This is a genomic window from Staphylococcus sp. HMSC059F04, from assembly GCF_001812565.1.
Classification (GTDB): domain Bacteria; phylum Bacillota; class Bacilli; order Staphylococcales; family Staphylococcaceae; genus Staphylococcus; species Staphylococcus lugdunensis.
In genome coordinates this window covers 19,637-32,663 of the sequence record NZ_KV809470.1, presented here as the reverse complement: position 1 = coordinate 32,663, position 13,027 = coordinate 19,637, and the positions used below count along the sequence as shown (strand labels likewise).

The following is a 13,027-nucleotide window of genomic DNA, read 5'->3' as shown; positions in this document are numbered from 1 at the left end:
ATTTTCTTTTTGAAACATAAAACAACACGCTTCAAAGTAAACATATTTAATGTTCACTTTGAAGCGCGCATATTCTTTATTTATACCTGATTCGCTATCTCTATTCTTCATCGTCATCATGCGCTAACAAAGCATTGACATCGATGATACCATCCTTTGCTTTTTGAGCAATATCTGCTGGCTGACCAATCATTTGTGCATTAATATAAGCTATAATCATCGGCAAATTCATTCCTGTATACAGTTGATATTTAGCACCTTGCATGATGAGCTTTGAAACTGTATTAGCTGGTGTACCACCTTGTAAATCTGCAAATACCACTACATCGTCGTCATCTTCTATCAGTGCTTTAAAGTTTTTTTCAAATGTTTCTTGTCCTTGCTCCGGTGTTAAGGCTACAGTGTATATATAATCTTGAGCTCCAAAAATCATCTCAACACTATTTTTAATACCTTCACAAAATGAACCATGACTTATTAAAATTAACTTTTTCATAATTGTATTTCACCTTTTTAAATATTTTTTATAACACCTAATGCGGATAAAATAATCGATACAATAATCACTAAGAAAATGGCACGGGTTGAATTCATTTTTTTACGTCCAAGTAACCAGTAAATTAAAAAGACAAAGACTAGCGGTAACAGACGCGGCAAAATCATGTTTGCACTGTCTTGAATATTAACCGTTAAATTACCAATTTTAGGCTTCCATGCAAACTGAACACGTATCATCGTTGCAACGAGTGCACCTACCATAAAGACCCCTAATAATGTTGCGGCATTCGTCAGTGATTCTAAACGATGTTGCATTGTTGTAACCAGTGCTACGCCCTCTTTGTATGCAAATTTCAATTGTTTCCATCTAAACACAATAACTGCTAATATTGCGATAAACCATAACAATGCGCCAAATGGGTTACCATCTTGGGCCATGTTAGCAGCTATCGCACCAAAAATAGTTGGCACTAATGATGCAAATATAGCATCTCCAACTGCTGCAAATGGTCCCATTAAACCAACTTTGAACCCTTCAACGGATTCTTTTGCAGCAAACTGTTCCTTTTCTTCCATCGCAATATCAATACCGGTAATAATTGTGTTAAAAAAATTACTCGTATTGAAGAACTGTGCATGTGTTTTCATCATTTCTTTTAATTCTGGTGTATCATCACCATAAATTTTGCGTAGTTGAGGTAGAATTGTAAATAAATAACCTGATCCTTGCATACGTTCATAGTTCCAACCCCATTGGTAGAAGAACAAACTACGCATATTAATTTGTCGAAAGTCTTTATTTGTTAATTTATAAGGCGTTTCAGGCGACTTGCCTGTTAATGGCTTTGCATCCTTATGTACATGAGTTTTTGAAGTATCCTGTTTTTTATGGTTAAAGTTCGTCATCATCAATCTCTCCTTCATCATCAGCATGATTCAAATCTTGTTTTCCTGATGCTGACGACATAGCTGTTAGCGTAGATGTTCGTTTGTACTCTAAGCTGGCAAGCGCAAAGCCAATGGCTGCAATGGCAAGCATTGGTAAAGATGAGAATGACATTGTAAACTTGTCGTCTAAATGCGCAACAGAAGTTCCTATACCTGATAAACCATCAAACACTGTAACCATAAGCGCTGTAATAATAAAACCTAGGATGAAATACGGATAGTGTTTTTTCAAAGGTAAATAGCGCAATAAAATTGCAAAACCAACTGCAGGTAAGACTGCCCCCGCAACTGTTAAACCATCACCTAACCACTTTAGGTCACCATTCAAGTAATTGACAATGTTTTTTACCACACCACCGCCAAAAAACAATCCTAAAAATACTGGAATCGCTCGAGACAATGCCCATGGAATTGCGCCATATAAGTAGTTTCTTTGAATACCTTTATAGTCCATTTGCTCAATTTTAGCATCGATACGATGTGCAAAGAATGTATTCGTAAATCTTGCCAAAACATCTGTTTGAATCATTAGACTTGCTACTGGCACAGCCAATGTCGCTAATGCTTGTTGTGGGTTCATTCCTAAAGCTACCGAATAAGCTACCGCCAAAACAGTACCTGAATTGGCATCAATACGAGAGGCCCCACCAAATGTACCTACACCAAGAACTGTTAATTGCATACCACCACCGATAATTAAGCCCGTCTTAATATCTCCCATAATCAATCCAGAGACAATACCAGCAAATACGGGATGACCAAAAATATTAAATTGTAAATCGTCTAAAATTTGATAGCCTGCATACAATGTTAGTAGTAAAATTTGCCACCACATAATTTCCAAAACAAACACCTTCCTTCATTTATGCTTTAATTAATGACATGAAGTCTACAGCTTTATCATTTGGAACCATTTGAGAAGTGATTGTAACGCCTGCTGATTGTAGTTTTTCAAAGTTTTCGACGTCTTCATCCATCACATTAATTGAATTAGTAATTGAACGTGTTTCATTTGTTTGTGACATATTTCCAACGTTTAAATTATCAATTTGTACGCCTTGATTCACTAGTTCAACAAAACGATCCGGACGTTTCGCAATAATCATGACGCGTTGAGAATCGTATTTACCATTTTTTATATTTGTTGCAGCCTTTTCAATAGGTAGTACACTTAGTTTAATACCAGCTGGCGTTGCAAGCTTTAATGCTTGTTTATCAATATCACTTTGTGCTATTTCGTCATCAATAATCATAAAGCGTCCAACGTTTAATTTTGTTGCCCATAAATTTGCAACCTGTCCATGAATAAGTCTGCCATCAATTCTGTTAGCAATGATTGCCATTTCACATATCTCCTTTCTTAATTAAAAACATTTTAATATTACTTTCACAGCATTTTTTTAATAACCAAAACAACGATTGTTCAGTAAGTGCATAACGAATATCATGTATGTTGTTTTTTTAGATTCGTGTGTATTACTAGGTCAAACGATGGCTTGGTATCGGCTAAAAGCTTGGTATATGATTTCTTAAAACATTGTGTTAAATCGGTGTTGCTGTTTGTTGATTAACCTGATTCAATGCCTTAAGATTTTTAATTCCTTCTGTCTGAAGCCATTCACGTGCTGTTACTTCTCCATCTTTAGCAAGCACTTCTGTCGCACCTTGCCACGTCGCACGACCACATAAAACACCATTAAATGTTGAACCATTTTCTGCGGCAAATTGTAATGATTTATTAAATAATTGCGAATCCATACCGGCACTCAAGTAAATATAGGGTATATGCGTTGAATTCGCTTGTGCTTTAAAGGCTTCTGCTGCTTCTTGTTGAGTCATGCATGCTTCATGACCATAGCCTTGAACAAAGTTCATATTTACCGGCAACTCAACTTTTAAAGTATCAACGCCAAATCGTGCTTCGCTAAATAACTTCATTGCACTATTGACTTTATGCGGTTTGACTAACGCGAAAGCGTCACCTTTTTCATCACCAATCTGATCATCATAGGTCAAGATTTCTAATAAAAATGGCACATGCTCAGCTTTGCATTCTGCCCCTACACGCTCAATCACTGCTTGCTTTTTTTGATTAATTTCATCTGGTTCATCAACGTCGTAGTAAAGCAAGAATTTAATTGCATCTGCACCCGCTTCAACTAGACGTTTCACACTTTGACCCTCAATCAGTCGAGGCAAACGACCTGGTTGATCTTTAATGTATCCGGTTTGTTCATAAGCTAAAATCAAACCTGCTACATTGGCTTTTGCTGCTTCCAAGCCAAACTCAGGATCTACTAAAAAGCTGGAACTCTCTGGAGTCAGTACTTCTGCAACTAATTTTTTAAAGGATGCTAAGTTTTGCGCTGTACCTTGCTTACCTAATAATTTTTTCAAGGCACCGCGTTGATCGACAGCCACTGCCGAATATATGCCGTTCTTATCTACGAGTCGACTTAAATTTTTTACAGTCATCTATACGCCCTCCTTATTTTTTAGAGTTACTATGATTTCACTTGTTTCATACCAATATATTGTGTAGGTAGGTATGTATAAGAAATTAGACCTCCCGCAGTCTAAATACTCTTAAATGTAATCTTTGGTTTCACGATGCATGATATATGTGTCATAGATAACGTATTCATTTAACTACAACGCGTTAAATTGATATTTCAATCCCACCGTCAACTATTTAAATATCATTAAAAGCTGCATCTTTTTGTCGTGTGTTTTAATTTTTTGCATCAATCGTTGCTTTAAATCTGCACACATAATAATTTCAAAACCCTTGATAATCTCGCCTTAGTTAAAGCGCTTTCAAAAAATGACACGTTTTATTTTTATATACTTTGGATGTAGCTACATTGCCTCTCTTACTAAGCTGTTAGATTGCGATCCGCTCATTTATTGAACTTTGTGCAACACATAGTCCCCTTGAATACACGTCAAATTTCGACGTTAATGAGATGCTTGAACTGGATAAATTGTGACACCTTTAACCACGCGATTAATAAAACCATCAGGGCTTGGATTGTCAGGGTTCAGACCAAAAGCAACTGATTTTTTAGCAGCAAGTAATTGACCAAACATCAAATATTCTAAGACCAATTCTAAATCTGTAAGTTCCGTTGAATTCGGCAACGTTATCGCATGGGTTTCATCTGTTAATTGACTTTCTAGTGTCAGAATATGATATTTCCCTTTAACTTGATTGACTTCTGCAATAATATCCTGTTCATACTGACGTTTATATGGTTGATTACTACGAAGCATAATAAAGATGGCATTATCGCTTAGCCCTGCTTTAGGACCATGTCGAAATCCTAGCGTTGTTTCTCGTGCAATTTCAACACGTCCTGCCGTTAACTCATTCATTTTGAGACTTATTTCTTTTGTCAATTCACCAATAAGACCTGTTCCAACGTAAAAGACCTTAGAAAAATCAAGCATACTCACTTGATCAACCTGTGCTTCGATCCATTCAAAATTTTCTTTAGCTTTATCAAAAAATGAAGCATTGTATTTACCACCGAATAGAATGTAAATTGCAAATAACATAGAAGAAAAACTGGATGTCATTGCTAAAGATTGATCATTCGTTTCGTCTGGTAAAACAATTTTGAAAATACGTTCACTTTCTTCCACAGTACCTAAAAAGCCATCTTTGTTGTTGGTAATGAATAAATGATATGCATTATCTGTAAGTTGATTTGCAATTTCTACCGTCGCTTTTGTTTCCGGACTATTGCCAGAGCGTGCAAATGATACAATTAAATACGCAGTTGCATCATCTATGTATACTTCTGGACTCGTGACAAAATGCGTAGTAGGTACTGATTCAAAGTCAAATTGAGTAAATTTTTCTGTTGCACATGCCATTCTAGCTATATCTCCAACATAGGCACTAGAACCTGCACCAGTAAATATCACTTTCAACTTTTTATCCTTATTGTTGCTTATCATATGATGCATGAACGTTTCAAAGGCATCCTGTTTTTGCGCCACAATATCAGCTGTGCGGCGCCACATATCAGGCTGCTGTTTAATCTCTTGATAAGTATATGTTTCATTTAACACTATGAAAACCTCCTGTATCTAAACAAAATCACATCAGTTTTACCTTATATTTATACTTATGACCACTTGCGATACTTTGGGTATACTCTATGAGCACATCCCCGTAGTAACTAAAGCGCTCAATATACATACAACTATCATCTACTTCTCCGTTTAACAAAGCTGCATATTTTTTATTCAACTTACTTGCAACTAGATTTTCGTAAGCGTTGGTAATTTGAATGTTATAATGTTGATTCAAAGTCTCATATAATGATACATTGTTGAAATCAAACCGCTCCAACCCCTCACAAAATCTTAATGGTAAGTAACTCACCTCATAGATTAAAGGTTTGCCATTAGACAATCGTAACCTTGTTAATTCATATACATATTGATATGGTTCAAGGTTCATTTTTTCTTGTAAAAAGGGTGTAGATACTTTAAGTTCAATGTTTAACATTTTCGTACTGGCATCATCACCGTTTTTTTCTATTTCATCCTTAAAGCTATACAATTTGTTTAATAATTGTGTATATTGACTTCCAAGTACAAATGAGCCTTTACCGTGTTCTCTTTTAATTAGATGATCTTTCTCTAATCGGTCTAAAGCCTCTCTGACGGTAATACGACTAACGTTATATTCTTCACAAAGTTTGCGCTCGGAAGGAAGTTTATCTCCCTCCTGATAAAGTCCGGACTTTATACCTTTATGAAGTGTTTCATAAATTTGAAAATATAACGGCGTGTTCGCTTTCTTCAATTTTATTCCTCCTACTGGTTATAACCACTTGAATTATAACCTTTGCTTAAAAATTTGTAAAGGTTTTCATATAAATTGATATTATTTTAATTCTATAGCAGTTAAATTCACGCTTAATACAATAGTATTCATATTATTTTAAACGGAATTACCAATATTCAGTTATACTTAAATTTTTTTACATATCGATTTATCTGGATATAACCACTTTTTAAATGTCCAGTAACGAATAACTTTTGATGCTTCAGCACAAATGTTATCCTTGAAATGCATTGTTATTTTTTACTTACTATGGCCATTTTATGTAAATTTATAATTGATACGCTTTACTCAAAATTGCAATTAGGAACATACAATACTTTTTTAGATCATAGTTAAAAGTATTTGAGACATCATTATATTTTAGTCTATAAACTAATATTGACATTCAGCCTTGCCGTAGTTCTGAACCGCGCTCTATAAATATCATAAGTATGTTCTGAAGTGCTATACTAAAAATTGTCACAAATTTTTAGAGGTATAGATATAACCCCTTGTTGCAGTATTTTGAAAGGGTCAAGTGTAATTTAACGCTACTTTCTAGCAATGCTATCACTTGTAAATTTTTAGCAAAACATTATACTGAAAGAAAATTATTATTATTTATTTTGAATAGATATTTTTAATATTGTACATTCAAATTAAATCAAATAGTTAGGAGAATTAGTTATGAAAGCATTTGGTAAAAAAGTTGTATTAATCGGGGATGGATCAGTAGGTTCAAGCTACGCATTTGCAATGGTAACGCAAAGTGTAGCTGATGAATTTGTGATTATTGATATTGCAACGGATAAAGTCAATGCTGATGTTCAAGATTTAAACCATGGGACAGCCCATTGTCCTTCTCCAGTTAACATAAGTGCGGGTACATATTCAGACTGTAAAGATGCTGATTTAGTGGTCATTACAGCTGGCGCACCGCAAAAACCTGGTGAAACACGTTTACAATTAGTTGAGAAAAACGCTAAAATCATGAAAGATATTGTGAAAAGTGTGATGGATAGTGGCTTTGATGGCTACTTCTTAATTGCAGCAAATCCAGTTGATATCCTAACACGCTTCATTAAAGAATATACAGGCCTACCAGCAGAACGCGTTATTGGTTCAGGCACTGTACTAGATAGTGCACGTTTACAATATTTAATCAGTCGAGAATTCGACGTGGCACCTGCAAGTGTAAATGCTAGTATTATCGGTGAACATGGTGATTCTGAATTAGCCGTATGGTCACAAGCTAACATTGCTGGTATGCCAGTATTCGAAGCACTAAAAGAAAAAACCGGTAGTGAAGCCAAAGCTGAAGAAATTTATGTCAATACTCGTGATGCTGCCTATGAAATTATACAAGCGAAAGGTTCAACATATTATGGTATTGCTTTAGCATTAATGCGTATTTCAAAAGCAATTTTAAACAACGAAAATAACGTATTAAATGTATCAACACAACTTACAGGCCAATACGGTGGATATCGTGACGTGTATGTAGGTGTGCCAACATTGGTCAATCAAGATGGAGCAGTTAAAATATATGAACTACCATTAGATGAAAAAGAAAAAGCGCTATTTGATCAATCTGTCAAAACATTAGAAGATATATATAACTCAATTAAATATCTATTAGAAGATAAATAACACTACTGAAAACAATCCACATAATCAATGATTTGAGCCCAACACTGTCGATGATCGATAATGTTGGGCTTAATTATAATACTTTATATTTCATATATACAGCTATTTCAGGTACATTCCAGCTTGCATCATTGTTTTTTTACCCTTAAACTGATTGTCTGAAAATAATCTAAATTGTTATCAGTGATTACCGTTTGACCATACTTTGAAGTTAAAAATATGATTGCACATTTTCATATATAACGTTTTATAGCCTTCATTTTTAAATTCATAGCACGTTTACACGAATATCAAGTTGAAACATAATGATATCATTGGATAAAGCAAAACTGCAGAAAAACAACATGTTCATTTGTTATTTCCCTACAGTTGATAACTAACATATATCCTAACTACATCCTTATTAGACAACATCATCATACTTCGATATCCTGAATATGCTTTAAATCATCGCTTATATCATTTAATTCAGACATTGCACTTTTCACCCAATCTCCTTGAGCCGCATTTTTAAATTCACCTTCAAATTTTTTAAAATGACTCACCATTTGGTCAAGTAATATTTTTTCATCACTTTTTAGCTTATTCTGATGGTCATGATGCATTCGATCATGTTCTGGTGCAATAACCGTTCTAATTTGTTCTTTTTCCATCATTCCTCCCATTACTGCTAAATCTGGTATGGCATTCGAACCTCGTATCATGCTTATTCATCTCCTTCAATTCTGGCAGATTTTTTTAAGTAGTCTCTTCTTAATGTATCTTTATCATCTTCTAATTTCATTTCTTGATGTCTGATACGCTGATTCATTTCTCCATCAAATGCTTCTATAATACGCGTCATCTTGATAGTAGCTGCTTCACTATAATTCAGTTTATGTTTGAGATATAAGAAGTGATCATACATTTGTTCACATTTTCGGCGCGTTTGATGTTTTAGTTCATAAAGTTGATTTAATTCATCATTTAATTTTTTTCTTTCTACATCATAGGCATTTTCAAGATCACTTAATTTTTTATATTCTGTAAACATCACATAATACCACCTATTTGACTTGCTAACGCTTTATCCTTTTCAACAATTGCATGAATGCTCTGTTTAATTTTAGCTATATAATCATCACAATTTTTAGAAACATCATTTAATTTTTTTAACTTATTATCTATTTTTCTTTGGGGATCCGTTTCAAGTTTACTTTCATACGCGCCACCTGCCCGTAATTCATCTATGACCTCTGCAAAGGTTAGTTTTTCAGCAATTTCATTCCCAGCTTCTTGAGCTTTTTTCCAATTTTCTCCAAACTTATGTGCCATCGATTGATACATTTTTTTCAAATGTTGACTTTCTTCATCAACCAATTGGCTTAATCCTTGGGCGATAGTTAATGCCGTTAAAGATTCTAATAATTGTTGTTGAGATGAAGACAGCGCCCCACCATTCGTTTGAATCCAATTCGCTCTCAGCGTCTCTACTTTATCTAGTCTACGTCTCGTTTGCTTACGAACTGATTTAAATGATTTATTATTTGCGTCTTGGTATCCTTTGACTCTTTTTAATTCGGCTAATATTTTAGCTTGTGTCCCTTTGATTAAAAAACCATCCATTGAATGGCCTTCTCCATTTTTTATCACTATTTTTTCTCCGGCAGTTTCATACATAAGATCGCGAACACCTGCATCTAATATATCTTGATTAGACACGAATCTCACAATATGACCATCATACTTTTCAATCATTTTTTTAAGTTCTTCCCCATCGTCATAAAGTATACTCACATCTTTGACCGCCAATGGTGCTGGATTATACACAACGATATGTTTAATGTCATTACTCGTACCTAAAATTATCGCATCTCTACCACCTAAAGAATGTCCTGTAATTGTATCAATATCATAGTCTTTTTTGATTCCTTTAATAAAGTCTTGGGTATTTTTATAATGTGGATCTTTATCCGTGACGGAATGGAGTCCAATATTGATATCTGCCCGAATATCATTTAGCGTTTCATACACATCTCTATAGTCTTGAGGAGAAGCAACGCCAAACGCTTGTTTTAACATTGCACCTTTGTGTAAATTGGTGCCTGTCATACCTAAAGTAACTTTTCCTGTCTCTTTATTTAAAAAAGCACTTGTGGTCGTACCTGTTTTTGGATCGGTATAACTATCAACGTATTCTAAGTTCCCAGGAAAATTATTATTTCTTTTTAAAGCTTTAATTTGCTTGTTAATTTTGCCTTTGTCTAAACCATTATCATTCGCATTTTCTATTTCATAACTTATTTTGGATACCGAACTTGTTTCTTCAGAGTTACTTGTTATATTGCCAGGGTTTATTTGATATTCTATCTGACTCATGATTTATTATCCTCACTTGGGGTAAATTGTACCGCATCTGCAAAATAGATGTTTTCTTTTTTATTTTCTACAAAGGTAAATTCAAGACTTTTAGATCCTACGGATGAGCCTTTTAAATCGCCATCGCCTTTCAATTTTAATTCAGGCGCTTGTTTCGTTGGGATATTATATCGTTTTCTTAACTGTTGTACATTATAATCATCATTATTCAACTGATATTTGGCGGAATAACTTGGCACATTTGGATTGTATGAAATATCTCCATTTTTATAATCTTTAAAATCTTTAAAGCTACCATATTGTACAAAAAACTTAAAGTTTTCAATTTCTTTTTTTAACTTATCATTCGGTATTGGCTTCGTTGGAATAATTTTATTATGCGCCATTTTCACTGGATATCTCTTTTCATCATCCTTTGGTCTACCGTTATTATCATATGTTGTTTCACTTATAAAATAATATCCTTTTGTTGTTCTAGTATTACGATTTATATAGAGCACCATTCCTCTAGATTCCATATTCTTACCTTTTGGTCCAATAACCATTTCAGAATTAACGATCCAAGTGCCTTTATCTCCTTTATCAAATTCTTGATCTCGAAAGCCTTCTTTATCGTAAAAATCTTCAAGATTTTTAGTTGGATATACACTTAATGTTTTATTAAATGTTTCCTTAATTTGAGCATTTCGACTATTTGTTTTTGTCAATATAACACAACCTCCAATAAATATAATAAGTAGGATCAAACATATACCGAGCTTTAACTTCCTTGACTGTCGCATCCCTTCACATCCTTATATTTTCTATATATAAATGATATATTCATACAAATTTTTTAATGATACCAATTTCACTTTCATATTAGCAAACAATGCATAAGCAATCAATTTAATTTATTTTTGTATGATTTATTTATAATTATATTACACAAAAAAGCGCATCATTTATGACACGCTTCTAATCACAGCTCATCTTTGATACACTGTTTGTTTCTTCAGAGATACTCGTTATATTGTCAGACTTTATTTGATATTCAGTTTTGCTCATAATTAACTATGCTCAGTCGGTTTATAATCGATACTATCAGAAAAATAAATATTTTCTTCTTGATTTCTTACAAAGTTAAATTCTAAATCTTTAGACCCTACGGATGAGCCTTTTAAATCACCATCGCCTTTCAACTTTAATTCAGGAGCTTGTTTCGTTGGGATAATTTGATTATGTTCCATTTTTACTGGATATTTTTATCTTTATTATGCGCATATCCATTACTATCATTGGTTATCTCACTTATTAAAAAATATCCTTTTGTTGTTCTAGTATTGCGATTTATGTAGAGCACCATTCCTCTAGTTTCCATATTCTTGCCTTTTGGTTCAATAATCATTTCAGAACGAACAATCCAAGTACCTTTATCGCCTTTTTCAAATTCTTGATCTCGAAGGCCTTCTTTATCGTAGAAATCCTCGAGATTTTTAGTCGGATACATAATTAACGTTTTATTAAAACTTTTCTTAATTTGAGCTTCTTTGTTAAAAGGTCCACATCCTCCAACAAAAATGACTAAGATAAACAAACTTGCACATAACTTTAGTTTTTTGGAATGCTTCATCTTTTCACTCCTTTATATTGTTCTATATACTACGCTTGGTCTGTTTAGAATAACCTATTATGTCTCTAGATTTCATATCCCGGTTTGTTCATGATTCATCACGCTCAGTAGGTTTGAAATTAATACTATCCGTAAAAAAGATATTTTCTTCTTGATTTTCTACAAAAGTGAATTCTAGGTTTTTATGCCCTACAGATGACCCTTTTAAGTCGCCATCACCTTTCAACAGTAGTTTCGGTGCTTGTTTCGTTGGGATATTATATCGTTTTCTTAACTGTTGTACATTATAATCATCATTACTTAACTGATATTTGGCGGAATAACTCGGTACATTTGGATTGTATGAAATATCTCCACCTTTGTAATCATTCAAATCTTTAAATTTGCCATATTGTACAAAAAATTTAAAGTTTTCGATTTCTTTTTTTAACTTGTCGTCATGTATTGGCTTCGTTGGAATAATTTTATTATGTTCCATTTTCACTGGATATTTTTTATCTTTACTATGTGTATAGCCTTTACTGTCCTCTGTTATTTCTCTAACAATAAAATTACCTTTTGTTGTTCTAGTATTTCTATTTACATATAGAGTCATCCCTCTTGACTTCAAACTCTCATCTTTGTGTTGAATAGTCATTTCAGAACTAATAATCCACGTCCCCTTATCGTCTTTATCAAATTCTTGATCTCGAAAACCTTCTTTATCGTAAAAATCATCGAGATTCTTCGTAGGATATAGCTTTAATGTCTTATTAAAGCTTTGTTTGATTTGTGCCTCTCTGCTAAACTCTTTTTTACTACTTTCTGTTTTAGTGTTTTCTTTTTGGCTGCTTCCACATCCACTAATACAAAATATTAACAGTAAAAAAACGATACTCAGACTTAATCTCTTTAAATGTTTCATCCTTCCACCCCTTTTTTACATTAATTTCTCTTTTATAGTACCAAACAATATTTATGTAATCTATTTTAATTTTTATATAATGCGTATTTAACATAAAAGTGCACCTATAACAATACAAATGTAGTCTGAACTACTACGTTTTAAATAAATATGTTTTAATATTCAATTATTAAAAATACGAATACTATCAAACCTTACTGAGATTATCATAATTATT

General features: G+C 33.4%; 13 protein-coding genes and 1 pseudogene. 1 reads left to right on the top strand and 13 read right to left on the bottom strand.

Translation table 11 applies throughout. The features are described 5' to 3' along the window. Nucleotides 1-100 precede the first annotated feature (100 nt). From HMPREF2864_RS07180 to HMPREF2864_RS07150, 7 genes are all read right to left on the bottom strand, one after another. Nucleotides 101-496, bottom strand: a complete 396-nt coding sequence (locus tag HMPREF2864_RS07180; RefSeq protein WP_002491960.1) for a PTS sugar transporter subunit IIA — start codon at nt 494-496, stop codon at nt 101-103. A 17-nt stretch (nt 497-513) separates the two neighbouring features. Beyond that, nucleotides 514-1,404: a PTS system mannose/fructose/sorbose family transporter subunit IID gene (locus tag HMPREF2864_RS07175; protein WP_070545397.1), complete on the bottom strand. Its 891-nt coding sequence runs from the start codon at nt 1,402-1,404 to the stop codon at nt 514-516. Then, a complete protein-coding gene (locus HMPREF2864_RS07170) occupies nt 1,391-2,290 on the bottom strand; it encodes a PTS mannose/fructose/sorbose/N-acetylgalactosamine transporter subunit IIC (protein ID WP_002460936.1) in 900 nt (299 codons plus the stop codon). Before HMPREF2864_RS07170 ends, HMPREF2864_RS07175 begins: the two co-directional genes overlap by 14 nt. Nucleotides 2,291-2,309: 19 nt before the next feature. After that, the gene (locus tag HMPREF2864_RS07165; protein WP_002460937.1) at nt 2,310-2,789 is read right to left on the bottom strand and encodes a PTS sugar transporter subunit IIB; all 480 of its coding nucleotides are present in this window, start codon (nt 2,787-2,789) and stop codon (nt 2,310-2,312) included. 199 nt (nt 2,790-2,988) lie between these two features. Beyond that, a complete protein-coding gene (locus HMPREF2864_RS07160) occupies nt 2,989-3,921 on the bottom strand; it encodes a tagatose 1,6-diphosphate aldolase (protein WP_070545399.1) in 933 nt (310 codons plus the stop codon). 483 nt (nt 3,922-4,404) lie between these two features. Continuing rightward, complete coding sequence (locus HMPREF2864_RS07155; RefSeq protein ID WP_070545401.1) at nt 4,405-5,523, bottom strand: SIS domain-containing protein; 1,119 nt, start codon at nt 5,521-5,523, stop codon at nt 4,405-4,407. Nucleotides 5,524-5,551: 28 nt separating this feature from the next. After that, nucleotides 5,552-6,265 (bottom strand): GntR family transcriptional regulator, encoded by a 714-nt coding sequence (locus HMPREF2864_RS07150; protein WP_002460941.1) that lies wholly within the window; start codon nt 6,263-6,265, stop codon nt 5,552-5,554. Between the two features lie 708 nt (nt 6,266-6,973). Between HMPREF2864_RS07150 and HMPREF2864_RS07145 the strand changes: the two genes are divergently transcribed. After that, entirely contained in the window at nt 6,974-7,936 is a 963-nt protein-coding gene (locus HMPREF2864_RS07145; RefSeq protein WP_002460942.1) for an L-lactate dehydrogenase, read from the top strand. A gap of 416 nt (nt 7,937-8,352) precedes the next feature. Here HMPREF2864_RS07145 and HMPREF2864_RS07140 read toward each other — a convergent pair whose 3' ends face one another. The 6 genes and pseudogenes from HMPREF2864_RS07140 to HMPREF2864_RS07115 form a co-directional block, all read right to left on the bottom strand. Next, the gene (locus HMPREF2864_RS07140; protein WP_002460943.1) at nt 8,353-8,640 is read right to left on the bottom strand and encodes a hypothetical protein; all 288 of its coding nucleotides are present in this window, start codon (nt 8,638-8,640) and stop codon (nt 8,353-8,355) included. Between the two features lie 2 nt (nt 8,641-8,642). Continuing rightward, nucleotides 8,643-8,969, bottom strand: a complete 327-nt coding sequence (locus HMPREF2864_RS07135; protein WP_002460945.1) for a hypothetical protein — start codon at nt 8,967-8,969, stop codon at nt 8,643-8,645. Further along, a complete protein-coding gene (locus HMPREF2864_RS12165; protein ID WP_060795127.1) occupies nt 8,969-10,294 on the bottom strand; it encodes an alpha/beta hydrolase family protein in 1,326 nt (441 codons plus the stop codon). The genes HMPREF2864_RS07135 and HMPREF2864_RS12165 overlap by 1 nt, the downstream gene beginning before the upstream one ends. Then, on the bottom strand, nt 10,291-11,076 hold the full coding sequence (locus HMPREF2864_RS07125; protein ID WP_002460948.1) for a tandem-type lipoprotein: 786 nt from the start codon (nt 11,074-11,076) through the stop codon (nt 10,291-10,293). Before HMPREF2864_RS07125 ends, HMPREF2864_RS12165 begins: the two co-directional genes overlap by 4 nt. Nucleotides 11,077-11,343: 267 nt before the next feature. After that, nucleotides 11,344-11,906 (bottom strand): annotated as a pseudogene (locus HMPREF2864_RS07120) (tandem-type lipoprotein). Between the two features lie 88 nt (nt 11,907-11,994). Further along, on the bottom strand, nt 11,995-12,810 hold the full coding sequence (locus tag HMPREF2864_RS07115; protein WP_070572163.1) for a tandem-type lipoprotein: 816 nt from the start codon (nt 12,808-12,810) through the stop codon (nt 11,995-11,997). Between the last annotated feature and the right edge of the window lie 217 nt (nt 12,811-13,027).